Origin of the sequence: Nocardia sp. NPDC058518, from assembly GCF_042719655.1 — a bacterium.
Taxonomy (GTDB): domain Bacteria; phylum Actinomycetota; class Actinomycetes; order Mycobacteriales; family Mycobacteriaceae; genus Nocardia.
The window spans coordinates 134,495-158,528 of the sequence record NZ_JBHXNJ010000008.1 but is presented as its reverse complement, the minus strand read 5'-3'; the positions used below and the strand labels follow the sequence as shown (position 1 = coordinate 158,528).

General features: G+C 69.0%; 23 protein-coding genes. 9 read left to right on the top strand and 14 right to left on the bottom strand.

The window, feature by feature from the left end:
* Window positions 1-23 precede the first annotated feature (23 nt).
* From ACFWPX_RS16795 to ACFWPX_RS16740, 12 genes are all read right to left on the bottom strand, one after another.
* Window positions 24-1,577, bottom strand: coding sequence for an alkaline phosphatase D family protein (locus tag ACFWPX_RS16795; RefSeq protein WP_378928120.1), 1,554 nt, complete (start codon window positions 1,575-1,577; stop codon window positions 24-26).
* A 97-nt stretch (window positions 1,578-1,674) separates the two neighbouring features.
* Complete coding sequence (locus tag ACFWPX_RS16790) at window positions 1,675-3,054, bottom strand: ABC1 kinase family protein (protein WP_378928118.1); 1,380 nt, start codon at window positions 3,052-3,054, stop codon at window positions 1,675-1,677.
* Window positions 3,055-3,237: 183 nt separating this feature from the next.
* Entirely contained in the window at window positions 3,238-3,966 is a 729-nt protein-coding gene (locus ACFWPX_RS16785) for a lysophospholipid acyltransferase family protein (protein ID WP_378928116.1), read from the bottom strand.
* A 117-nt stretch (window positions 3,967-4,083) separates the two neighbouring features.
* Complete coding sequence (locus ACFWPX_RS16780; RefSeq protein ID WP_378921761.1) at window positions 4,084-5,079, bottom strand: ROK family protein; 996 nt, start codon at window positions 5,077-5,079, stop codon at window positions 4,084-4,086.
* On the bottom strand, window positions 5,076-5,678 hold the full coding sequence (locus tag ACFWPX_RS16775) for a hypothetical protein (RefSeq protein ID WP_378921759.1): 603 nt from the start codon (window positions 5,676-5,678) through the stop codon (window positions 5,076-5,078). The genes ACFWPX_RS16780 and ACFWPX_RS16775 overlap by 4 nt, the downstream gene beginning before the upstream one ends.
* A complete protein-coding gene (locus tag ACFWPX_RS16770) occupies window positions 5,668-6,918 on the bottom strand; it encodes an ArsA family ATPase (RefSeq protein WP_378928226.1) in 1,251 nt (416 codons plus the stop codon). The genes ACFWPX_RS16775 and ACFWPX_RS16770 overlap by 11 nt, the downstream gene beginning before the upstream one ends.
* A gap of 26 nt (window positions 6,919-6,944) precedes the next feature.
* The gene (locus ACFWPX_RS16765) at window positions 6,945-7,382 is read right to left on the bottom strand and encodes an SRPBCC family protein (RefSeq protein WP_378921757.1); all 438 of its coding nucleotides are present in this window, start codon (window positions 7,380-7,382) and stop codon (window positions 6,945-6,947) included.
* A gap of 39 nt (window positions 7,383-7,421) precedes the next feature.
* The gene (locus ACFWPX_RS16760) at window positions 7,422-7,817 is read right to left on the bottom strand and encodes a polyketide cyclase / dehydrase and lipid transport (protein WP_378928115.1); all 396 of its coding nucleotides are present in this window, start codon (window positions 7,815-7,817) and stop codon (window positions 7,422-7,424) included.
* Between the two features lie 43 nt (window positions 7,818-7,860).
* Window positions 7,861-8,988: a glycosyltransferase family 4 protein gene (locus tag ACFWPX_RS16755; protein WP_378921753.1), complete on the bottom strand. Its 1,128-nt coding sequence runs from the start codon at window positions 8,986-8,988 to the stop codon at window positions 7,861-7,863.
* Window positions 8,989-9,088: 100 nt separating this feature from the next.
* Window positions 9,089-10,096: a peptidase MA family metallohydrolase gene (locus ACFWPX_RS16750; RefSeq protein ID WP_378928114.1), complete on the bottom strand. Its 1,008-nt coding sequence runs from the start codon at window positions 10,094-10,096 to the stop codon at window positions 9,089-9,091.
* Between the two features lie 9 nt (window positions 10,097-10,105).
* Window positions 10,106-11,170 (bottom strand): NlpC/P60 family protein, encoded by a 1,065-nt coding sequence (locus tag ACFWPX_RS16745; RefSeq protein WP_378928113.1) that lies wholly within the window; start codon window positions 11,168-11,170, stop codon window positions 10,106-10,108.
* A gap of 224 nt (window positions 11,171-11,394) precedes the next feature.
* Window positions 11,395-11,964, bottom strand: coding sequence for a C40 family peptidase (locus tag ACFWPX_RS16740; protein ID WP_378921747.1), 570 nt, complete (start codon window positions 11,962-11,964; stop codon window positions 11,395-11,397).
* 673 nt (window positions 11,965-12,637) lie between these two features.
* Between ACFWPX_RS16740 and ACFWPX_RS16735 the strand changes: the two genes are divergently transcribed.
* From ACFWPX_RS16735 to ACFWPX_RS16715, 5 genes are all read left to right on the top strand, one after another.
* The gene (locus ACFWPX_RS16735; RefSeq protein WP_378921745.1) at window positions 12,638-13,918 is read left to right on the top strand and encodes an ATP-binding protein; all 1,281 of its coding nucleotides are present in this window, start codon (window positions 12,638-12,640) and stop codon (window positions 13,916-13,918) included.
* Between the two features lie 8 nt (window positions 13,919-13,926).
* The gene (locus tag ACFWPX_RS16730; RefSeq protein ID WP_378928112.1) at window positions 13,927-14,976 is read left to right on the top strand and encodes a tetratricopeptide repeat protein; all 1,050 of its coding nucleotides are present in this window, start codon (window positions 13,927-13,929) and stop codon (window positions 14,974-14,976) included.
* Window positions 14,977-15,045: 69 nt separating this feature from the next.
* Entirely contained in the window at window positions 15,046-16,851 is a 1,806-nt protein-coding gene (locus ACFWPX_RS16725; protein ID WP_378928111.1) for a DEDD exonuclease domain-containing protein, read from the top strand.
* A 110-nt stretch (window positions 16,852-16,961) separates the two neighbouring features.
* Entirely contained in the window at window positions 16,962-17,513 is a 552-nt protein-coding gene (locus ACFWPX_RS16720) for a hypothetical protein (RefSeq protein WP_378928110.1), read from the top strand.
* Between the two features lie 4 nt (window positions 17,514-17,517).
* Window positions 17,518-17,793 carry an Lrp/AsnC family transcriptional regulator gene (locus ACFWPX_RS16715; protein WP_378921737.1) on the top strand — a complete coding sequence of 92 codons (276 nt, stop codon included), beginning with the start codon at window positions 17,518-17,520 and terminating at the stop codon, window positions 17,791-17,793.
* A gap of 9 nt (window positions 17,794-17,802) precedes the next feature.
* Here the strand turns inward: ACFWPX_RS16715 and trpD are convergent, their stop codons facing one another.
* A complete protein-coding gene (trpD, locus tag ACFWPX_RS16710) occupies window positions 17,803-18,864 on the bottom strand; it encodes an anthranilate phosphoribosyltransferase (RefSeq protein ID WP_378921735.1) in 1,062 nt (353 codons plus the stop codon).
* 92 nt (window positions 18,865-18,956) lie between these two features.
* Window positions 18,957-19,373: a hypothetical protein gene (locus ACFWPX_RS16705; RefSeq protein ID WP_378921734.1), complete on the bottom strand. Its 417-nt coding sequence runs from the start codon at window positions 19,371-19,373 to the stop codon at window positions 18,957-18,959.
* 179 nt (window positions 19,374-19,552) lie between these two features.
* Between ACFWPX_RS16705 and ACFWPX_RS16700 the strand changes: the two genes are divergently transcribed.
* The 4 genes from ACFWPX_RS16700 (at window position 19,553) to ACFWPX_RS16685 (ending at window position 23,914) form a co-directional block, all read left to right on the top strand.
* Complete coding sequence (locus tag ACFWPX_RS16700) at window positions 19,553-20,164, top strand: heme-copper oxidase subunit III (protein ID WP_378921732.1); 612 nt, start codon at window positions 19,553-19,555, stop codon at window positions 20,162-20,164.
* Between the two features lie 57 nt (window positions 20,165-20,221).
* Complete coding sequence (locus tag ACFWPX_RS16695; RefSeq protein WP_378928109.1) at window positions 20,222-21,094, top strand: c-type cytochrome; 873 nt, start codon at window positions 20,222-20,224, stop codon at window positions 21,092-21,094.
* A gap of 73 nt (window positions 21,095-21,167) precedes the next feature.
* Entirely contained in the window at window positions 21,168-22,307 is a 1,140-nt protein-coding gene (locus ACFWPX_RS16690) for a ubiquinol-cytochrome c reductase iron-sulfur subunit (protein WP_378921728.1), read from the top strand.
* Window positions 22,304-23,914, top strand: coding sequence for a cytochrome bc complex cytochrome b subunit (locus tag ACFWPX_RS16685; RefSeq protein WP_378921726.1), 1,611 nt, complete (start codon window positions 22,304-22,306; stop codon window positions 23,912-23,914). The genes ACFWPX_RS16690 and ACFWPX_RS16685 overlap by 4 nt, the downstream gene beginning before the upstream one ends.
* The last annotated feature ends 120 nt before the right edge of the window (window positions 23,915-24,034 follow it).

Here is a 24,034-nt window from a genome sequence, read left to right as displayed (position 1 = left end):
TTCTTGCGCAGGGTACTTCGCACCTATTTCCGCGTGGGCGCGAGTTGCTTGGTGAACAGGACTTTTCCGGTCGCGTCGCACAAGTTGACGGTCATTTCTCCGGTGCGGCCGTCGATCTTCACCTCACCGAAGTGCTGGTACTCCGGGTCCATCGGGGAGGTGTTGGCCGTGGGCGGCGCGTGGACGTACACGGCTTCGGGCCCGAAGGTGGGGTCGAGGGGGTTGGGGCCGAACGCGCCCGCGTTGAGCGGGCCCGAGACGAACTCCCAGAACTCGTCGAAATCGGTGAAGGCGGCGCGGGTGGGGGAGTAGTGGTGCGCGGCCGTGTAGTGGACATCCGCGGTGAGCCAGACGACGTCGGCGACCTTGTTCGCCTTGATCGCCGAGAGCACCTGGGCGATCTCGGTTTCGCGGCCGGAGGGTGCGCCGGGGGCGGCGTTGGCGGGGCCTTCGAAGGCGGTCTTGCCGTCGGGGACGATGACGCCGAGCGGCAGGTCGGCGGCGACGATCTTCCAGGTGGCCTTGGAGTCCTTCAGGCCGTCGGTGAGCCACTTGGTCTGGGCGGCGCCCAGGATCTGGCCCTTGGCCGCGGTATTGGCGGTGTTGGCGTCCTTGTAGGCGCGCATGTCGAGGACGAACACGTCCAGCAGCGGGCCGTAGGAGATCTTGCGGTAGAGACGGCCGTCGACGGCTTCCTTGGGCTCCAAGGGCATCCACTCGTGGAAGGCCTGCCAGGCCCGCGTCGCGAGGGTGTCCATGCTGCGCTCGGTGTAGCCCTTGTCGGCGGCGACCGTGCCGCCGGGGGACCAGTTGTTGGTGGTCTCGTGGTCGTCCCACTGCACGATCTGGGCGACGGCGGCGTTGAACCGGCGGTAGTTGTCGTCGGTGAGGTTGTAGGCGTAGTTGCCGCGGAACTGGTCGAGGGTTTCCGCGGGCGCGTTCTTCGCCTCGGCGGTGATGTTGCGCCAGATCCGGCCGTCGGGCAGTGTCACCGACTCTTTGAGCGCGTTGTCGGCGTAGATGCAGTCGCCGGAGTGCAGGAACAAGTGCGGGTCGCGAGCGGCCATGGCGGAGAACACCTTCATACCGCCGAGGTCGGGGTTGATCCCGAAGCCCTGCCCCGCGACGTCACCGGACCACAGCAGCGAGATGTCGGCGGGCGCGGTCGGCGCCGTGCGGAAGACACCGGTGAGTGCCTCCGAGCTCGCACCGTCTTCCCCGTCCAGGCGCACCCGGTAGTGCACGAGTTGCCCCGCGGGCAGACCGTTCACCCGCACGCGCCCGGTGCCATCGGTCGCCGGGGTGAGCAGCGGTCCGGTGAATCGCTTGACGTCACTGAACTTCTCGCTCGCCGAGGTCTCCACCACCAGCGTCGCGGGCCGATCCGACCGAGCCCAGATCAGCGCGCCATCGCTACGCGGATCCCCGACCGCGACCCCGTGCGTGAGTGCGGGCCTGGCCCGCACCAGCGCGGGACCGTCGTCACCGCAGGCCACCAGGGCAGGAGCAGTCACCACACCGAGAGCGGTTGCGCGCAGCAGCGTGCGCCGAGACATCGCGAAATCCGAAACAGCCATAAGCCTCACGGTGCGCCACCGGTCGTAACACGCGGTCGTTAGCAAGGCAACGGAGCGTGAACGATGCCGTACGACGGGCCGAACTCGGGTGCGGTGTCTAGAGCCCTGCGGCGGCGGCGGTTTCGGGGTACCAGCGGGTGCATTCGGAACGGAGGGGAACGGCGGTGTGGAGTTGGCAGAGGACCGCCACACCGCCGAGGAAGGAGCGGAGGATGGGTGTGTGGCCGGGGGGCATCGTCAGCTGGCGTAGGACGTTCGACAGGCGCAGGTCGGTGGCCAGGCGGACCTGTTCGCGCAGCCAGGCGGCGGAGAGGGGGTAGGTGGGGGCGAGGAGGGCTTCGCGGACCGGTTGCAGGCGCGCGGCGACGGTGGCGATGTCGAGGTCTCGGGTGGGGGCGACGAAGCCGTGGCGGCGCATGGCGGCCTCGAGATCGGCGGGGGAGTCGGCGATGACGGCGGCGCCGATATCGCTCGCCACGTCGAGGAAGGTGGCGGGCCATGGGGTGCAGGCGCCGAAGTCGACGACACCGAGGCGGCCGTCGGGCATGCGCAGGAAGTTGCCGGGGTGGGGGTCGCCGTAGACCAGGGCGGCGCGGGCGGGAGCGGAGAACAGGAAACGCATGATCAGCACACCGAGGCGGTCGAGTTCGTCGGCGTTGCCGCGAATGATCAACCGGGACAGGGGAGCACCGTCGAGCCATTCGGTGACCAGGACGTCGCCGCGCTGGGCGATCACCCGGCTCACCACGACGTCGGGGTCCTCGGCGAAGGCGGCTGCGAAGGCGCGCTGGTTGACGGCCTCACGGGCGTAGTCGAGTTCGTCGCGGATCTCGTCGCACAGCGCCTCCACCACCGGGCGGGTGTCGGCGCCGGGCAGCAGCGCGGTGAACAGCGGGGTCGCGCGACGCAGGGCTTGCAGGTCGGCCAGTACCGCGCGCCGGGAACCGGGGTACATGACCTTGACCGCGACCTGGGTGCCGTCGTGCCAGCGGGCGCGGTGGACCTGGCCGACCGAAGCGGCGGCCGCGGCGCGGTCCTCGAATTCGAGGAACAGTGAGCGCCAGTGCGGGCCGAGATGGGTGGCCAGTTCCGCGTGGACCGCGCCGGGCAGCATCGCGGGCGCCGAATCGTGCAGTCGGGCAAGGGCTTGGCGATACGGTTCGGCCAGGTCGGGAGCCAGGCCGAGTTCGAGCAGGCCGAGGAGCTGGCCCAGTTTCGCGACGCAGCCCTTGAGTTCGCCGAGCACCTGGAAGAGGTGTTCGGCGGTGCGGACGCGGATGTCACGGTCGACGTCGGCGGGGTCGCGGCCGACGGCGCGTTTGCCCAAGCCCGCGATGCGCCTGCCCGCGTAGGCGACCGGTACCGCGGCCAAGCGGGCGCCGCGGACTACCCGGCCGGTGGGTGGATTGCCGTCGCGAGGTGCCGCCCGCCGGGTGAACGGCATCACGCGACCCTCGTCGGATTCGCCTCCGGCCATGCACACCTCGCCCTCTGCCGCCGCCCGCCACCTCTGGTGGCCCACCCGCCCTCGGCCTTTGCCCGGCAAAGGTTACCAATCGGGCGCGCGGGTGTCCGGGCAACGACAGTCGATCGCGCGGAAGTCCGGTCGAGGGGGCTGACGCTGCGAGTCAGCTCACCGTGCGGCGCAGCGGGTTTCGGCTCAGCTCGCCTTGGTCTCGGGGATGCGGGTGGCCTCGAGCTGGTGGTCGGTCGCGGCGACGCCCTTCTTGAGGCTGTGCGCGTAGACGTCGACGTATTCCTGGCCGGTGAGGCGCATCAGCTCGTACATCACCTCGTCGGTGACGGCGCGTTCGACGAAGCGGTTGCCGCTCATGCCCTCGTAGCGCGAGAAATCAAGGGGCGCACCGAACTTCAGGGTGACCTTCTGACGACGCCACTTGAACGGTCCGGGCGGGCTCACCTTGTCGGTGCCGATCACCGCGACCGGGATCACCGGGACGCCGGTCTCGAGCGCGAGCCGCGCCATGCCGGTCTTGCCCTTGTAGAGGCGGCCGTCGGGGGAGCGGGTGCCCTCGGGGTACAGGCCGACCAGGCGGCCCTCGTTGAGGAGTTTGGTGGCCGCGTTGAGCGCGTCGTCGGCGGCCGAGGCGCCGCTGCGGTCGATCGGGTACTGACCGGTGCCGCTGAAGAAGAACTTCTGCAGGCGTCCCTTGAAGCCAGGGGTGGTGAAGTATTCGGCCTTGGCGAGGTAGTTGATCCGCCGCGGGCTCAGCAGCGGCGCGAACAGCCAGTCGGAGAACGACAGATGGTTACCCGCCATGATCGCGGGCCCGTCGGTCGGAACGTTCTCGACGCCCTCGACAACGGGCCGGTTGTATAGATGCATGAACGGTCCCGGGAAGACGAACTTGAGCAGCCAGTAGAACATGGCGTCCTTTCCTCGGAACCGGGATCGTGGTGTGCAGCCTCGTCGAAAAACGACTTTACCGCTGGTCGCAGGTCACAACCAACCCAGGACGGTAGCCGCTGCGCATGGATGTGACGCTCATCTCGCGATGTGGCCGACGACCGGTGTGTCGAGCGCGGCCCTCGCCAACCCCGCTGCCCCGATCATGCCCGCGGCCTCACCCAGCTGCGTGGTGCGCAGGCGGGCCAGCGGCCGATGCCCCGCGCCGGTGACCGCGGCCGCGTAGTGCTCGCGGGCCTCGTCGAGGAACAGCGGCGCCGAACTGCTCACCCCACCGGCGATCACCACGAGGTCGGGATCGAACAGATCGCTGACGAAGGCCAGGCCAAGGCCGAGCCAGCGGGCGAAGTCGGCCATCACCCGGACCGCGAGTGGGTCGCCGTCCTGGGCCGCGCCCGCGACCCGGCGGCCGGTGAGCGAGCCGGGATCACGGAGCACGTCGCGGGCCAGCACCGAACGCACGGGGTCGGTGGCGAGCATTTCGATGGCGGTCTCGGCCAGTGCCGTTCCGCTGCAGTAGCGCTCCCAGCAGCCGTGTTTGCCGCACGCGCAGGCACGCCCCTCTGGGACGACCTGGAGGTGGCCGAGTTCGGGGGCGATGCCATGGCTGCCGCGGTAGAGCCGGCCGTCGATGAGCAGGGCGGCGCCGATGCCGGTGCCGATCGCGATGAGCACCACCGTGCTCCCGCCCGCCGCCGCGCCGAAGCGGTACTCGGCCCAGCCCGCGGCGTTCGCGTCGTGTTCGAGGATCACCGGCAGGCCCAGGCGCGCGGTGAGTCGTTGGGCCACAGGGGCGTTCTGCCACGGCAGGTGCGGGGCGAACAGGACCGTCGACTGATCCGTCGAGATGAAACCGGCGACGGCCAGCCCGACCGCCGCGATGGGATGGCGCCGGGCCAGCTCGCGCACCGAGCGGTCGATCGCGTCCTCGAGCGCACGCGCCGAATGCGGGGTCGCCGCCTGTACGGTGTCGAGCACCTCGCCCTCGGCGTCGACCACCGAGGCGCGAATGTTGGTGCCACCTACGTCGATGCCGACGGTGAGCAGGTGTTGAGGGTCGATCCGGCTGGTCATCCCCGGATCGTCACCGGAATGTCGACATATTGCGAGCGCGGCGCGCGGGCGGTGGCGAAAGCGTCGGTACCCGAGCTCGGTTCGGGCGTGACAGTGGGAGGTGTCGTGCGCGGGGGCGGACCCTGCTGGTGCGGTTCGGTGAATTCGTCTACGCGGCGGGGGCGTGGTGCGCCCGGCTGGCGTGAACGGGTCGTACCCCAGCTCGGGTTACCGGTGGCATCGGCGGCGCTTGTCGATTCGCGCGGTGCGCTGGGACGCTCGGTCGAATCCGGGTGTCCCGCAGCGTGATCGGCCCATTCCTGGGGCAGGACCGGTTCCACGGGGATGCCCGCGAGGGCCTCGCGCAGGACCGTCACCATGGAGGTGCCGTGTTCGGCGAGGGCGGCGACGACGTCATGGTGGTCGCCGCGTACCAGGGCGGCGGCCGCGCAGACCGGGCACCACGCGCAACCGCCCAGGTCGGCTCTGCCGTCGGCGGCGGTGCGGCGCAGCACGGGTTCGACCCGGGCCAGGAGGACTTCGGAGAGTAGGCGCAGCTCCTCGGTGAACTCGGCGAAGCCGTCGTGGCCGTGGCGCTCGGACTGGCTGTCAGTGCTCATCTGCGGTGGCCTTCGTGTAGTTCGGATCGGCGGGCCACACCCGTGGATCGGGCCGGAAGCGGACTACGAGGTGACCGGTGTCGAGTTCGGCGCCCGCCACCGTGCAGCGGCGCAGCACCGGCGCGAGCCGCACGCGTGTGCGTACCCCGTCGGCTCCCACGATCAGATCGTCCTCCACTCGGCCCAGCCGCAAGGTGCCGGGATCGACCACCGGCAGCCGCATCCGCATCGCGTACACGGAGTCGACACCGGAGCCGGACTCCCATCGAACCATCGGTTCGCCCGATTCGGCGCCCTGAGCGTGCGGGGCGGGCAGCGTGTCGACCGAATGCGAGAACATCGACAGCGAATTCACCCCCACCGGTTCGGCACCGGCGTGCTGGGCGATCAGGATCGGGACATCGGTGAGTTGTTCGTGCAGCCGGGCCACCACTTCGAGCTGCTCGGCGCGGCGGTTGAGATACCAGTGCACGGCCGGGTGGGCGTTGTCGCCGGGCGGGGGCACCGGGGCGAGCACCTTGTTCACCACCACCGCGTCCATCCGCAGGCCGAGCAGCGCGGCCGCCGAGCGCACCCGCCGGGCCTCGGCGACGGCGACCTGTTCGGGGCCGGTGATCAGGCGGGCGCTGGTGCGGGTGCGGTCGGCGAGCAGGTCGCGGACCTGTGTCACCGCGACCACGATCCGTTCGACCGCGGCCGCGAGCACCGCCTTGCGCAGGTCGAGGCCGATCGCGCTCATCGTGCGCGCGTGCTTGGGCCAGAGGCGTTCGAGGTAGTTGAGCATTGTGTCGGGGGCGGTGACGATGCGCAGCATGTCGGCCGAGGGCGGGCAGTCGACGACGATGACGTCCCAGTCGTTCTCCTCGGCGTACTGGGCGATCTCGACCAGCATCAGCAGTTCCTGCACACCGGGCAGCCCGGTCAGCTCGGCCGGGTCGAGCGCCGCCAGATCGAAGCCGTGATCGTGGCCGCCGCCCTTGGCCAGCATCGCCACCACATCACGGAAACGGTCCTCGAGCAGGGCGAGCGAGTCGATCTCGATCACCTCGATACCGGGTGCCACCCTGGCCACCCCGGCGACGGTGCCCGGATCGTGCGGGAAGCGGAAACCGAGCGCGTCGCCGAGCGAATGGGCCTGATCCAGCGAGGCGATCAGCACACGCTGACCCGAGCGGGCATAGGTCATGCTCGTCGCGCAGGCCAGCGTCGTCTTCCCGACACCACCCTTGCCGACGAACAGTTCGACGCGGGTACCGCCCGGGGCGCTCAGCCTTCGACCCGCTTCTTCAGCTCGTTCAGCGCCGTGTCGGTGATGACCTTCTCGGCTTTGCGTTTGAACATGCCGATCATCGGGATGTTCAGGTCGACGGTGAGTTCGTAGACCACCTCGGTACCGCCGCCGGGCCGGTCGAGCAGTTCGTAGCTGCCGTCCTGGGCTTTCTGCAGGTCACCGCTGAGCAGGCGCCATGCCACGGCTTTGCCGTCGGCTCGCCAGGTGTAGGACAGCACGTAGGTGTCCTTGACGACGCCCGCGTCGAGCACGAACCGGGCGGTGGCCGCGCGTCCATCGGCGTCACGCTCGATGACCTCGACCGACTTCGCGGCAGCCACCCACTCCGGGTAGGACTCCAGATCCGCGATGACGGCCATCACCTGCTGCGACGGTGCGTCGATCAGGATCGATCTCTGAGTCCGGTCGGCCATGGCAGCCAAGCCCTACTTTCTGTCTGGGAACGATGCCTGTCAGGGGGCAGCGGCGACCGCGGGTGCGACGCCTGCGGGTCGACCGGCTTCGAGCCGTGCCTTGAGTTCGAATGCCATGTTCCGGCCCGCGACCCGGCGGGCCCGATTGGCCGCGGCCAGCGCGCGCGCCGACTTCGATTCGGCCCCGGTGGGTTCGGCGTGCAGGAAGTAGTGCAGGATCGCCCCCTCGGGGACGGCCTCCAGCCACACCTCCATGGTGCCGGTCAACGCGCCTTCCACCGTCCAGCGGATGCCTTTGTCGCCGCGATCCTCGCGCACGTCCAGGCGCAGGTCGGGCCACCAGCGGCGCCAATTGTTCGCGGCGCTCAGCACGTCGGCGATCGCGGCGCCCGGTGCGGCGAGGAAGGTCTGATCTGCGACCTGGATACTGCTCACCCGGCTGAGCGTAGTGGACGCCACACCGGGCCCGGCCGGGGTGTCACCGCAGCAGTTCCCGCAAGCGGGCACCCTGGCGGTCCCAATGCCAGTTCTGTTCCACCCACGCCCGGCCCGCGGCGCCCATCTCGGCCGCCTTGTCCCGGTCGGTGAGCAGCTCGACGATGGCATCGCTGATCTGCGGGACCGACCGGCCGTGCACGACGATGCCGGTCTCGCCCTCGCGCACGGTCTCGGGGGCGCCACCGGAATCACCGGCAACGACCGGGACCCCGGTCGCCGACGCCTCGAGGAACACGATCCCCAGACCCTCGACGTCCAGGCCCGCCCCGCGCGTGCGGCACGGCATCGCGAACACGTCGGCGATCGTGTGATGGGCGGCCAGCTCGCCGGAGGGCACCCGGCCGGTGAACACCACGCTGTCCTGCACGCCCAGCGCCTCGGCCAGGGCGCGTAGGCGCGGCTCGTACGGTCCGCCGCCCGCGATCACCAGCACCGCGCCGTCGACGCGCTCACGGATCTCGGTCATCGCCACGATCAGCATGTCCTGGCCCTTGCGCGGGACCAGCCGCGACAGGCACAGCACGGTCGGGCGCTCGCCGAGTCCGTAGCGGGCGCGCAGCTCTGCCCTGGCGGCCGGGTCGGGCCGGAACTCGGTGGGGTCGACGCCCGGCGGCAGGTGCTCGAGTGCCGCGCGCGGACCGAAGGCCGAGGCGAAACGGCCACGGGTGTACTTGCTGACGTAGGTCACCACATCGGTGTGCTCGCCGATCGAACGCAGCACCTGCCGCGATCCCGGCAGCATCGACCAGCCGACCTCGTGACCGTGGGTGCTGGCCAGGATGCGCTCCGCGCCCGCGCGCCGCAGCATCGGCGCCATCACCGCCAGGGGCGCGGCCGCGCCGAACCACACGGTGTCGCAGCCGTGTTCGCGCAGCAGCGCGCTCGCCCGCTTGATGACCGCGGGGGTCGGCAGCATCAGCGTCGTCGGATGACGCACCACCTGGAACTTCTGCGCCGCGTCGAACTTCTCGTGGCTGTCACCGCGCCAGCGCGGCGCGTACACCACCAGGTCCTCGGGCGGCAGCTGATTCGACAGCGCCTGCAGATACGACTGGATTCCGCCCGGCCGAGGCGGGAAATCGTTGGTAACCAGCAGAGTTCGGGCCATAAGAGAACAACCTAATCGGTCGGCTGAGGGGTGGGCGGACGTGGTCAGGCGTACCTGCGCCTTCGCTGCGGCCGTGCGTGTCCGGGAAGCGCTGCGCCCATCATGCAGCGTGACCGCGCAACCAGGCCCGCCACCCGTCCAGCAGCTCGGCGCGCGAGGCCCCGAGCACGGCGGTGAACGCGGCGTCCTGTGCCGCGGGAGACTGCGGGCCGGTCGCGAGCCGCTTGTACAACGTGGTGAGCGTGCTCGTGCCGTAGCGATCGGCCAGGAACGCGCAGGTGCTCCACGCGCTTTCGTAGGCGTAGGCCGCGTCGACACCGGTGAAATCGGTATCGGCGACGAGCTCGGTAGGCAGGGTGCCCGCGCGCAACCGGGTGGTCAGCGTGGGCGCGATCTGGGAGAAGGTGGTGTCCTGATCGCGCTGAGCGACGAACTCGGCGAAGCCTTCCAGCATCCACAACGGCGCGCCGTCGGTGGTGGCGGCTCTGGTGGCGATGTGGGTGAGTTCGTGGCGCAGCAGGGTGGCCAGGCCCTCGTTGCCGACTCGCCTGCGCGCGTCGGGGTTGAACACGATGCGCTGGTCGGTGGGCTGGGTGCCAGGGGCGTAGGACCCGGTGAGCGACACGGCGGCCACGTCGGCCCCGGTGGTGCCCGCGGACCTGGTCAGCGCGGTGAATTCGGCAGGCGTGCTCGCCACGACCACGACCGGCGCGCGGTTCCAGTCGGTGCCCCACACCGCGCTCACATCCGAAATGGCTTGGCCCAGTTGATGTTCGAGGACATCGAGGTCGGCGCGATGGCTGGGATGGGCCACCAGCAGTGCCTCGGACGCGGCACCGTCGGCGACCTCACGCACCAGGATCGGGCCATAGGGTTGCAGCTCGCGGCGCACCGGACTCAGGCGCGGATTGTCGATGCCCTCGGACGTGTCGAGCACCTCGGCCTCGTCGGTGGCCAGCTGCAACGAACCCGCGTTGCGCGGCACCAGGATCAGTGCGACGCAGGCCCCGGTCAGCAGCGTGACCGAGGCGAGCGTGATGCAGAACTCCAGGCGGCCGTTCGACGAGAACCACGAACGCAGGCCCGAGCGGGGGGACGGATCGGTCACCGGTCTTGCTCAGTATCGCCGGGCCGAGTGGTACGGAGTGGTGTTGATCGGCGCGACAGCGACCGGCACGCCGAACGTGGAGGCGTGCACCATCATTCCGTTGCCCGCGTAGATGCCGACGTGGGTGATGTCGGGATAGAACAGGATCACGTCGCCGGGCAGCAGTTCGTCCTTGGACACCGGCGTGCCGTAGCCCGCCTGCTGGGAACTGGTGCGCGGCACGCTCTTACCGACCTGCTTGAACGCCCACTGCACCAGACCGGAGCAGTCGAACCGGTCGGGTCCGGTGGCGCCCCAGACATACGGATCGCCGACGCGGGTGAGGGCGGCGGCCAGCGCGCTGGTGCCGCTGCCGGGAACCAGACCGGCCAGCAGCGAATCGCGGTCGAAGCCGGGCGGGAACGGCGAACCGGCCAGGGTCGACTTGTCGCGGGCCGAGAGCTGGCTCCATGCCTCGACCACGGAGGTTGTCGAGGTGGCGAGATCCTGGCGTTTGCGTTCGACATCGGCGCGCACGGCGTCGGCGGCGGTGGTCGCGGCATGCGCGGCCTCGGCGGCGGTGCGGGCGATATTGTCGGCCGCGGTGGCGGCGTCGGCGGCCTGTTTGAACTGGCGGAGCGTGTCGGTGGTCTGCTGGGCGAGCACGTCCAGAGTCGACATCTTGTCCAGCAACTGCTGCGGTGAACCGCTCGACAGCACGGCGAACATGCTGTTGGTGCGCACGCCGGTGTAGGCGGCCACGGCGGTGCGGTCGATCATCGGCTGGAACTTGCGCACTTCGGCGCGGGCGGCCTCGACGACCGCGGAGGTGGCGGCGACTTTGTCGTCGGCCTCGCGTTGCACCGCGAGCTTGGCGTCGAGATCGATCTGGGCGGTGAGCGCGAGCTGGTTGAGCTGCTCGGACTGGCGCGAGAGGTCGACCATCCGGGAGATCGCGTCGGTCGCGGTGGTCGGCAGGGCTACCGGGTCGGCGCCGGAGGGACCGGCGGTGTAGATCGCGCACACCAGCATCGCGGCGGACAGGGTTCCGGCGAAACCACGCGTTGCGTGCGCATTCCGGTGGTGTGCAGTCACAGTGGCCCGTGCCCCGTTCTCTCGTTGTCCGCCGATGCAGCGCAATACCTGAGCGCGAACTTCTCGTCAGCCGAGAAGGTCTCGATCAGGTTACGGAACGGCATGCATCTGTGTCCAGTAAAGGTACGTGCGCCGTCCAACCCAGTGGACGGCGCACATACCCGGACGATCACTGCGGCTACGGTGCGCCCTTCCCCGTGGACGACGCACCGTGCCCGGCTGGATCAGAAGCGGCGAGCGCCCGCGAACGGCATCGACGACAGCGACGCGATCTGGACCGGGGTGCCCGCGGTAGAGGCGTGCACGACGTTGCCGTCGCCCGCGTACAGACCGGAGTGGCCGCCGCCGTAGAAGGACACCATGTCGCCGGGCTGCAGGTCGTCGAACGAGACCGGGGTGCCCGCGCCCAGCTGGGCGCCACTGGTGCGCGGAATGTCCATGCCCGCCTGGGCGTAGGCCCACTGGACCAGACCCGAGCAGTCGAAGGCGTTCGGGCCCGCGGCGCCGTAGACGTAGGGCGAGCCGATCTTGCTCAGCGCGGCATCGAGGGCGATGTCGGCGGCGGTGGCGCGCGGCGCGGTGAAAACCTGCGGCGCGGCCGGGATCTGGATACCGGGGACACCCTGGGGCAGCGGAATCTCGTTCGGCACCTCGAATGTGCCGATGCCGGGCACGGTCACCGGCGTGGCCGATGCCGGGGCGGCCGGCAGGAGGAACGCGCCGATGGTGGCAGCGCCGACGGCTCCGACGGCAACGGCACGCTGCGCCTGACGCTTGACGGTGTTGTTCGCCATGATGCGGAACTTCCAATCTGCCCCACGACGCAGTGTCCGTATGACGCGGCGGGCTTCGTCTCGCCGGCCGTTTCCGGTCAGCGGGACTCCGTGAGGTCTCAAAAAGGTTACGAAGACATCACGGGGGTTTGTAAAGTCGGACATCGGTCCAAAGTGGGTTTCGGGTGATATCACCGAGGAAAGTGTGCGAGCTGGATCACACCCGATCACGAAACGATAACGCCAGGTCACGTCGACCGAGATTTCGGAGTGCTACCGGCGCGTCGCCAATAAGCCTGGCGGGGCGATTTTCGCTCCCTGAATCGGTGAACCCGCAGGTCGCGCGCGCTCGGTGTCGGTCTCGACGGTTCGCCGGACGGTCCGCCTCGCGGGCGGCGCGCCGTAAGCCGCGACGCGCTCAGAGCGGTAAGGCCGATTACCCATTGAAATCTGGCGGACTCATGTGAATTTCATAAGTATGTGAGCCCGGTCACGATTGAGTTTGATCTCGGTCATTTTGTTCGCACCAGAACGAAAGTCTCGCGCCGAATTATCGGCCAGGAAGATCACGTACTCGTGTTGTGTCGGGGCGCGGCACGGGTCGCCGAGTGGATCGGTGTGCTCGCCGCTTGGCGGGAAAGCTGTTGTGCCGGTTAGGGTACGGCCGAATGTTCGCAGTTCGAAGGGGGCGCGGGTGGCCGACGACCAGGTTTTGACCGACATGCTGACGATGCTGGATCGCAGTCCGGGGGTGCTCGCGCTGCGCGTGTGCGTCATCGAGCTACTGATCGAGCGGCAGCGCTATGCCGATGCGCTCGCCCACTGTGGGACCGCGCTCGGCCACGATCCGGGGAATGCCCAGGTCCTCGGCCTGATGACGCGCTGCACGGCCGCGTTGTCCGGCGGTTCCCCCGCGCCCGCGGCGGCACCTGCCCCCGCGCCTGCCGTGGCACCTGCCCCCGCGTCGACGGCCGCGGCGACACCCGGTCCGCCGTCGGACTACGACTGGGCGGCGGCCGAGGATCAGGTCGGCGACATCATCGAACCGGCCTTCGTCGAGGGCGTGCCGTCGGAGTTCGTCACCGATGACGATGCCGCCACCGTCGAGCGCCCGACCCTGCGCCTGGCCGATGTCGGCGGCATGTCCGAGGTGAAACAGCAACTCGACCTCACCCTGCTCGGTCCGCTGCGCAATCCCGAACTGGCCAAGGCGTTCGGCACCTCGGCGCGCGGCGGCCTGCTGCTCTACGGCCCGCCCGGCTGCGGCAAGACCTTCATCGCCTCGGCGGTCGCGGGCGAGCTCGGCGCCAACTTCTACCCGATCGAGATCACCGACATCCTCGACATCTACACCGGTGCCAGCGAACGCAACGTGCACAGCATCTTCGAGATGGCCCGTCGCAACGCCCCCTGCGTGCTGTTCCTCGACGAGGTCGACGCGCTCGGCCACAAACGCAGTCAGATGCAGGCGTCGACGACCATGCGCACGGTGGTGAACCAGCTGCTCACCGAAATGGATTCGGCCACCCACAGCAATGAAGGGGTGTTCGTGCTCGGCGCGACCAACCACCCGTGGGATGTCGACGTCGCGCTGCGCAGGCCCGGCCGCTTCGACCGGATGATCTTCGTGGGCCTGCCCGATCTGGCGGCCCGCAAGTCGATCCTGCACTACCACCTGCGCGACCGCCCCGTGGCGGGCATCGACCTCAACGCCCTCGCCGCCCACACCGACGGCCTCTCCGGCGCCGACCTCGCCCACGTGTGCACCTCGGCCACCCAGCTGGCCATGGCCGACTCGATGCGCTCGGGTGAGGTACGCCCGGTCGGCATGGCGGACGTGCAGGCGGCGCTGGCCCAGATCCGGCCGAGCACCGGCGCCTGGTTCGAATCCGCCCGCAATGTGGTCGAATTCGCCAACGGTGACGGCAGCTATGACGACTTGGCGAGATATCTGAAGCAGCTCAAGCGACGCTGACCCGACAGATGACCGACACACAATTCGATAGGGCGATCGTTCTGGTGAAGCTCGGGCGCCTCGACGCGGCGCGCGAGGTTCTCGGGCGGATCCTGGCCGCCGAGCCCGACAACGGCGAAGCCCGTACCGTGCTGGCGTTCACGTGGTCGCAGTCGGGCGACCACACCCGCGCCGCCGAATCGGCACGCGAGACGCTGCACCGGTACCCAGAGCACCTGCCCGCGTGGAAACTGCTCGCGACGGCCGAGAACGCGCTGTCGGAGTCGATCGCCGATGCCGACCCGCGCTTGTGCGCAGAACACGAGGACGCGGCGTTGCGGGCCGCGCAGCGGTGCCTCGAACTTGATCCGTTCGACGCCGGTTGCCATCGCGTCGCGGCGATCGCATTGCGTCGCCGCGACCGGCCCGCGGCACTGGCGGCGATCGAACGCGCCATCGAATTGGAGCCCGACGACGCCGAATTGCGGCTGGTCCGCGGCCGGGTGCTCTGGCTCGGTGCGCAGCTCGGATCGTCCAGGGCGGCGGCTGGGCGGGCGGCGTTCGCGGACGCCCTGAGCCTCGACCCGGCCAACACCGAGGCGCAGTTCCTGCTCGGACACGATGCGGCGCTGCACGGGGACTGGGAACTGGCCGAACAGCGCCTGCGGCGCGTCGCCGAACTCGACCCGGAGTACGGATCGGCGGTGCGCGAGGTGCTCGCCGGCAAGCCGGCGCCGTCGGCACGGCGCTCCCGTCAACCCGTCTGGCAGCCGGAACCGCACCGGCCGAGCAGCAGCACCGGCGGTATCGCAGGGCGGGTCGCGATGGGTATCGCGGTGGTGGTGGTGCTGATGGCGTTGCGGGGTATCGCCTCCGTTGTCGACGGTTCGGATTCGCCGTCGACCCGACCGACCTCCCGACCAGCGGTGCCGTCGTACTACCCACCGATGACGTACTTCAAGCCGCCGCTGACGCGCCCCCAGTTCCCGATGGACCGATTCCCGACGGGAAACCTCTGGCCGCCGTCGGGCCCTCGTCCGACGCTCCCGCCGAACTGGACACCGCCGGGCGGCAATTGAGCCGGTCGGGCGAGCGGCGGCGGGTTCGGCGCGGCGAGCTTGTCGGACCCCCGTCCTACGCTGCTCGCCGTGCCCGATCCCGTTCCGCTCCCGGCTGCCGCTCGGCAGCTGGCCTTCGATGAGCTCGATACCCCTCTGTATGCCACCACTTTCGTCGTCGTCGACCTCGAAACGACCGGGACCAGCGCGGATCGGGACGCGATCACCGAGATCGGGGCGGTGAAGGTGCGCGGGGGTGAGGTGCTGGGGGAGTTCGCGACATTGGTGAATCCGGGGTACGCGATTCCGCCCGCCATCGTGCAGATCACGGGGATCACCACGGCGATGGTGTACGACGCGCCACGGATCGAGGGAGTGTTGCCGGGGTTCTTCGAGTTCGCCGCCGGGGCGGTGCTGGTGGCGCACAACGCGCGATTCGACACCGCGTTTCTCAAAGCCGCCGCGGCGCGTCAGGACATCACGTGGCCCAATCCGCAGGTGTTGTGCACGGTGAAACTTGCGCGGCGGGTACTCACGCGTGACGAGGCGCCGTCGGCGCGGCTCGGGGTACTCGCGCAGATCCTCGGCGCGTCGACGACACCCACGCACCGCGCGCTCGATGACGCCCGCGCCACCGTCGACGTGCTGCACGCGCTGATCGGGCGGGTCGGCAATCAGGGTGTGCACAGCCTGACCGAGCTGCTCGACTATCTGCCCGGCGTCACCGGAACCCAGCGCGCCAAGCGCACTTTCGCGACCGACCTGCCTGCCGCGCCCGGCGTCTATCTCTTCCGTGGACCGTCGGAGGAAGTCCTCTATATAGGGACGGCGGTGAATCTGCGTCGTCGCGTGCGCAACTACTTCACCGGCTCGGAGACCCGTGGCCGGATGAAAGAGATGGTGGCACTGGCGATTCGGGTCGATCACGTGGTGTGCGCGCACGGCCTCGAAGCCGGGGTCCGTGAGCTGCGGTTGCTCGCCGCGCACGCGCCGCCCTACAACCGCCGCTCGAAGTTCCCGAAGCGAGGGTGGTGGCTCACGGTCAGCGACGAAGCCTTTCCCCGGCTGATCGCCGTGCGTACCCCGACCCGAACTGCTGTGGGGCCGTTCAATTCTCGTGTCGACGCGGTAGATGTGGCGTTGACGATCGCCGAATTCGCCGGGCTGCGGACCTGCGCCACCCGCCTCACCCGCACGGCGAAACACACCTGTCCACCCGCCGTCGTCGGCGGCTGCCCCGCCGCACGTCACGACGGCGACCTCGACGCGCCGAGCTACGCCCCGGCCGTCGACGCGGTCCTCGACCTGTTCACCGGCCGCGCCGACACCCTGCTCCGCACGATGCTCGATCGCATCGAAACACATTCCGCCGCGCAGCATTTCGAGGCCGCCGCCCGCTTGCGCGACCGCACCGCCACCGTCGTCACCACGCTGCACCGCACCCAGCGACTAGCCGCCCTCGCCCGCCTCGCCGAACTGATCATCGCCCTGCCCGACGGCGCGGGCGGCTGGGAATTCTCCGTGATCCGCTACGGCCGCCTCGCCGCCGCGGGCACCGCGGCGCGCGGCACCCCACCGATGGCCGTCGTCGACCAGATCGTCGCCGCCGCCGAAACCGTGATCCCCGATCGGGGGGCCGCGACCACCTCGTCGGGCACCCACAGCGATCCGCCCGTGGAGCCCGACAACGACATCCCACCGCTGCGTGGGGCACCCCCGGAGGAGGTCGGAGTCATCGCTCGGTGGCTCGCCAAACCCGGTGCGCGGATCGTGCGGACCAGCGACGGCTACCGCGAGCCGCTGCACGGTGCCGCGCGGTGGGTGGGCTGGGCACAGCTCGCGCGCACGGCGGCGACCACCAGGAGCGAGCAGGAACAGTATCTGGCCGAACGCTGAACGAGCGTGTGCCGCGGCGGCAGCTGGCCGAACGGGCGCGGAGCCGGTCCTGGATCATGGACCCCGACGTCGCGCATGGTGGCGGAGCCGAGGGACAAGGAGTGCGGCCGATGTTCGTGAAGGTGTGCGGTCTGACCACCGCGGAGCAGATCGACTGGGCGGTCGAGCTCGGGTACTCCGCGATCGGCGTCATGCTGACGACCAAGAGCAAGCGGTACCGCACCCCGGAACAGGCGCGCGCCCTCGCCGATCACGCGCGCGGCCGCATCACCACCTTCGCCGTCGCGCTCGAGGCGAGCGAAGTCGCCGAGGTGGCCGACGCGTTCGACATCGTGCAGCTCTATCGGTGGGCCGACCTGCCGAACCTGGCCTTCTGCTCGTCGAACCCCCCGGAGCCGGGGCAGACCAGCGAATACTTCTTCTACGACGCCAGCGCGGGCTCCGGCGTCTTCGAGGAATTCCCCGACTGGGTGCGCGCGCAGCCCGGCCGCGTCGTGCTGGCGGGCGGCCTCGACCCGGACAACGTCGCCGATGTCATCGCCCGGCACCGGCCCTACGGCGTCGACGTGTCCAGCTCGGTGGAAACGGCACCCGGTGTGAAGAGCCGTGAACTGATGCGACGGTTCAAAGCGGCCACCGAGCGTCCCGAAGTTCTAGAGTGATCCCATGATTACCGCGATCGTGATGATCCAAGCGCAGAACTCTCGCATCCCCGAGACCGCGCAGGCCCTCGCCGACACCGAAGGAGTCGCCGAGGTGTACTCGTGCGCGGGCGACGTCGACCTGATCGCGATCGTGCGCGTCCGCGACCACGCGCACATCGCCCAGGTGGTCACGGCGGGTATCGACAAGGTGGACGGGGTGGTGCGCACCACCACCCACATCGCCTTCAAGTCCTATTCCAGCGCCGACGTGGAAGCCGGATTCTCGCTGGGGGAGTGAGCCCGCGGTTCAGCGCTCGTCGAGCACCTGGGTGAGTTCGGCCCAGCTCTGCAGCAACTTGCCCGCCGCCCCGCTGTCCACCGCGGCGGCGGCGCGCTCGAGCCCGCCGGCCAGCGCCGCGTCCAGGTCGAGATCCACATCGCCGACCCCGCGGGAGAGGTCGTAGGCCACGATCGCCGCGGCCGAATTCAACAGCACCGCATCACGAACAGGTCCGGCCGTCCCGGCGAAGACATCGCGCGCGACCTGGGCGTTGACCTGGGCATCCCCACCGCGCAGGTCGTCCAGATCCACCCGGGGGATGCCGAGCCGCGTCGGATCGATCAGCGTGTGCCGGATCCGCCCACCACTGACCACCCACACGTCGGTCAGATCCGAGGTGGTGATCTCGTCGAGCCCGTCGCGTCCACGCACCACCAGCGCACTCGCCCCACGCTCCGCGAACACCCCCGCGATCACCGGCGCGAGATCGGCGAACGCGCACCCGATCAGCCCGGCCCGCGGCTGGGCCGGATTGGTCAGCGGCCCCAGCACGTTGAACACGGTCGGAATGCCGATCTCCTTGCGCGCGGCACCGGCGAAACGCAGCCCGGAGTGGAACAGCGGCGCGAAACAGAACCCGATCCCCGCCTCGCGCACCGACCGCGCCACCGACTCGGGTCCGAGCGCGAGCTTGACCCCCAGCGCTTCGAGTACATCGGCACCACCGGACTTCGACGAAGCCGCCCGGTTCCCGTGCTTGACCACCGGCACCCCGGCCGCCGCCACGACCACCGAGGACATGGTCGAGATGTTCACCGACCCCGAACGGTCGCCGCCGGTGCCGACGACATCGACCGCGTCGCCTTCGATGCGGACCAGTCGCGCGTGCCCGAGCATCCCGGCCACCATGCCAGCCAGTTCGGTCGGCGTCGGGCCCTTGATCTTCATGGCCACGCCGAACGCCGCGATCTGGGCCGGGGTGGCGTTGTCGGTGAAGATCTCGTCGATCACCCAGGTGGTGTCGTCCGCGGCCAGGTCGCCACCGTCGGCGAGGGTTCCGAGCACCTGGGGCCAGCTGCGCACGCTCATCTGCTCTGCTTCTCCTTCGACGAGACCGGTGCGCCACTCCTGGATCGGGCGCGCGGAGGTGGCACAAGCTCTTTTTGCGCCGTCGGGCAAGTTTACGGGGCGGTGCGTGGCGGCTGCAGCGCGTCCCAGCCGTCGGCCACGCCGTCGTGGCGCTGCGCGAGTCCGGCCATCCGCGAGCGTTCCTGCGAACAGGTCAGCGGATCGAGCCGCTGTACCCGCTGCAAGATGATCGGAACCAGCTCCTGCGCGGGGTCGGCGGCCTCGGCGCGTTCGTATCCGTCGTACCCGGCGATCTCGCACGCGGCCTCGATCTGCCCCGCGGGTAGCCGCAGATGATGACGCAACACCGCGTCGGCTTCCCGATCCAGCTCGCCTGCCCGGTCCAGCGCGGTCGAACAAGCCTCGACATCGTCGAAACTCGATGCGACCACGACGAGATCGTCACGCCTGGGGTCCAACTCCCGCGCCGACCCACCGAACAGTCGCCGCCACATCCGCACCACGACCATCGCCGCCTCCTCGTCTCAGCCTATCCACATCCAACGCTGTCACAATGAGTTGTCGCGCGATCGTCGCCAACACGCCGACGGAAGTCGTGGACCCCCTCTGTGCGTGGGTTTTCCGACTCACGCCACAAACTTTCGTACCCGGGTACATGTGTCGTACTACGAAGAGTCATACTTACCCCGTGACGACCGCAGTAGGCACCCCAGGATCGGCCATTACTCAGCGTGTGCATTCGCTGAACCGGCCCAACATGGTCAGCGTCGGAACCATCATCTGGCTGTCGAGCGAGCTGATGTTCTTCGCCGGCCTGTTCGCCATGTACTTCGTTGCGCGCGCGCAGGCGCAAGGCAGCTGGCCCCCGGAGCCGACCGAGCTGAACATGACGCTCGCGATCCCGGTGACGGCCGTGCTGATCGCGTCCTCGTTCACCTGCCAGATGGGTGTGTTCGCCGCGGAGAAGGGCGATGTGTTCGGTCTCCGTCGCTGGTACACGATCACCCTGCTGATGGGCGCGTTCTTCGTCGCCGGGCAGGGCTACGAGTACTACCACCTGGTGGAGGAGGGAACTTCGATCGCCGGCAGCTCGTACGGCTCGGTTTTCTACATCACCACCGGCTTCCACGGTCTGCACGTGATCGGCGGTCTGATCGCGTTCGTGTTCCTGCTCGTCCGCACCACGCTGAGCAAGTTCACCCCCGCCCAGGCCACCGCCGCGATCGTGGTGTCCTACTACTGGCACTTCGTCGACATCGTCTGGATCGGGCTGTTCGCCACGATCTACTTCGTCCGCTAGCGCGCGGCGCACACAGCATTTGCACAAGTCGGTTCCGTCTACTCCAAAGGGACACAGATGAGTTCATCTCCCCCGTCGGCCCCCGAGCCCGCCGGCCCCGGCGCCGGGCAGGCCGCACAGGCCGCCAAGGCGCGTAAACAGCGTCGCGCCCGCCGTCGTATCGCGGGTGCTCTCGCGCTGATGATCGGTTTGGTCGGAGCCGGCTTCCTGGCTACCGCGCTCACCCCCGAGCCGCAGGTCGCGACCGCGCACGAGGACCAGTCCGCGCTCATTCGCGAGGGCAAGCAGCTCTACGACACCTCCTGCGTCACGTGCCACGGCGCGAACCTGCAGGGTGTCGCCGATCGTGGTCCGAGCCTGATCGGCGTCGGCGAGGCCGCGGTCTACTTCCAGGTCTCCACCGGTCGTATGCCGATGGCCGTGAACGGCGCCCAGGCGCTGCGCAAGCCGGTGAAGTTCGACGGGCACCAGACCGACGCGCTCGGCGCCTACGTCGCCGCCAATGGCGGTGGCCCCTCGGTGATCCGCGATGCCAACGGTGAGATCGCCCAGGAATCGCTGCGCGGCAACGACATCGCCCGTGGTTCGGAGCTGTTCCGCATGAACTGCGCCTCCTGCCACAACTTCACCGGTCGCGGTGGAGCGCTCTCCGGCGGCAAGTTCGCGCCGCCGCTGGCCGAGGCCAACGAGCAGCAGATCTACGACGCGATGATCACGGGCCCGCAGAACATGCCCAAGTTCTCCGACCGGCAGCTGACGCCGAACGAGAAGCGCGACATCATCGCCTACGTCAGGAACTCCGCCGAGGAGAAGGCGCCCGGCGGCTGGGATCTCGGCGGTTTCGGTCCGGCCACGGAAGGCCTCGCCATCTGGGTCATCGGCATCACCGCCGTTGTGGGCGCAGCGATGTGGATCGGATCTAGGTCATGAACCGTCAGCGCCCGGAGGCGGCAGCTCGCGTAACCACGCAGGGCGCCGGGGCATGGCCGATTGGATACAGCTCATGAGTGGACAGGAGCACAGCGACATGGGTCGCGAACCCACCGAAGACGAACTGGACGCGATGACGCGTGACGAGCTGGTCGAGCTCGGCACCAATCGCGACGACGTCGATGTCGTCTACCGCAACGAGCGGTGGCCGGTGCCCGGCACCAAGGCCGAGAAGCGCGCCGAACGTGCGGTCACGTTCTGGTTCGCCATCTCCGGCCTGGCCGCCGCCGCGCTTATCGGTGTCTTCCTGTTCTGGCCGTGGGAGTGGAAGGGCTACGGCGACGAAGGCCATGCCGCCTACTCGCTGTACACCCCGCTCGTCGGCCTGACCTTCGGCATCTCGGTGCTGGTCATCGGCATCGCGGTCGTGCTGATCCGCAAGCGGTTCATCCCGGCCGAGATCTCCATCCAGCAGCGCCACGACGGCCCGTCGCCCGAGGTCGAGCGCCGTACCCTGGCTGCCGAGCTGGGCGACGCGCTCGAGACCTCCACCCTCGGCCGTCGCAAGATGATGCTCGGTACCGCGGGTGCCGGTGTCGGTGTGCTCGGTATCGGTGCCGCGCTGGTGTTCATCGGCGGCATGGTGAAGAACCCGTGGGCCAAGCGCGACAAGTCGCCGCTGTGGGTCTCGGGCTGGACCCCGGACTACCCGGGCGAGACCATCTACATCCGCCGCGACACCGGTCGCCCCAACGACATCGTGCTGGTGCGCCCGGAAGACCTGGACGCGGGCTCGATGGAAACCGTGTTCCCGTGGAAAGAGAAGTGGCGCGGGGATGCGCACGAAACCCTGCAGTCGTTGCGCGGTATCCGTAACGCGGTCATGATGATCCGCCTGCGCACCGAGGACGCCGAGAAGGCGATCAAGCGCAAGGGCCAGGAGAGCTTCAACTTCGGCGACTACTTCGCCTACTCGAAGATCTGCACCCATCTCGGCTGCCCCACCTCGCTGTTCGAGCAGCAGACCAACCGCATCCTGTGCCCCTGCCACCAGTCGCAGTTCCTGGCGACCGAGTGGGGTAAGCCGGTCTTCGGTCCTGCCGCCCGCGCACTGCCTCAGCTGCCGATCACCGTCAACTCCGAGGGCTTCCTGGTCGCCGCGGGCGACTTCATCGAGCCGCTCGGCCCGGCCTTCTGGGAGCGTCGTTCATGAGCCAGGTAAACGAGCTGGACGAGCGGTATCGCGCCGCCGCGTTCGTGAAGCGCTCGATCAACAAGGTCTTCCCGACCCACTGGTCGTTCCTGCTGGGTGAGATCGCGCTCTACGCGTTCATCATCCTGCTGCTGTCGGGTGTGTACCTGACGCTGTTCTTCGACCCGTCGATGACCCACGTGGTCTACGACGGCGCCTACCAGCCGCTGCGCGGTGTCGGTATGTCGCGGGCGTACGAGACCGCGCTCAACATCTCCTTCGAGGTGCGCGGCGGTCTGTTCGTCCGGCAGATCCACCACTGGGCGGCCCTGCTGTTCGCGGCGTCGATCATCATTCACCTGTTCCGCATCTTCTTCACCGGCGCGTTCCGCAAGCCGCGTGAGGCGAACTGGGTGATCGGCTCGCTGCTGCTGATCCTGGCGATGTTCGAAGGCTTCTTCGGCTACTCGCTGCCCGACGATCTGCTCTCCGGTACCGGCCTGCGTGCCGCGTTCTCGGGCATCACCATCGGTATCCCGATCATGGGTACCTGGATGCACTGGCTGATGTTCGGCGGCGACTTCCCCGGCGACATCATCATCCCGCGCCTCTACATCGCGCACGTGCTGCTGCTGCCCGGCATCATCCTGGCGCTGATCGGCGCGCACGTCGCGCTGGTCTGGTACCAGAAGCACACCCAGTTCCCCGGACCGGCCCGCACCGAGCACAACGTGGTCGGCGCGCGCATCATCCCGGTGTTCGCCGCCGACCAGGGCGCGTTCTTCGCGTTCACCCTCGGCATCGTGGGCATCATGGGCGGTGTCCTGCAGATCAACCCGATCTGGAACCTCGGTCCGTACAACCCGTCCCAGGTGTCGGCGGGTTCACAGCCCGACTTCTACATGATGTGGACCGACGGCATGGCGCGTCTGATGCCGCCGTGGGAGATCTACATCGGCAACTACACCATCCCGGCGGTGTTCTGGGTCGCGCTCGTCATGGGTCTGGTGTTCACGCTGCTGATCGCCTACCCGTGGATCGAGAAGCGCCTCACCAACGATCACACGGCGCATCACAACCTGCTCCAGCGTCCGCGCGACGTGCCGGTGCGTACCGCGATCGGCGCCATGTCCATCGCGTTCTACGTGGTGCTCACGCTGTCGTGTGTCAACGACATCATCGCGCTGAAGTTCGACATCTCGCTGAACGCCACCACCTGGATCGGTCGGATCGGCGTGCTGTTGCTGCCGCCGATCGCGTACTTCGTGACCTACCGGTTCTGCATCGGTCTGCAGCGCAGTGACCGGGCGGTGCTCGAGCACGGCATCGAAACCGGTGTGATCAAGCGGCTGCCGCACGGCGAGTACATCGAGATCCACCAGCCACTGGGTGGGGTCGACGCACACGGCCACGCCATCCCGCTGGAATACCAGGGCGCCCCGGTGCCCAAGAAGATGAACAAGCTGGGTTCGGCGGGCAAGCCGGGCATCGGCAGCTTCCTCAAGGCCGATCCCAAGGCCGAGGGCGAGTCGTGGGCCGAGATCGAGGAGAACGAGGAGCACCGGATGCTCACCGTTCTCGCCGAGCAGCAGGCGATCGCCAACAGCAGCGAGCCGTTCGGGCACTGACCCGACAGCGCGAAGCACGAAGGCCCCGAGTCGAATTCGAAAACGGGGCGTTGGGGGTGGGGGGGTTAAAGGGCGGGGGGGGGCGGGTGGTGTGGGTTGGCGAGAACATTGGGCGGTTGT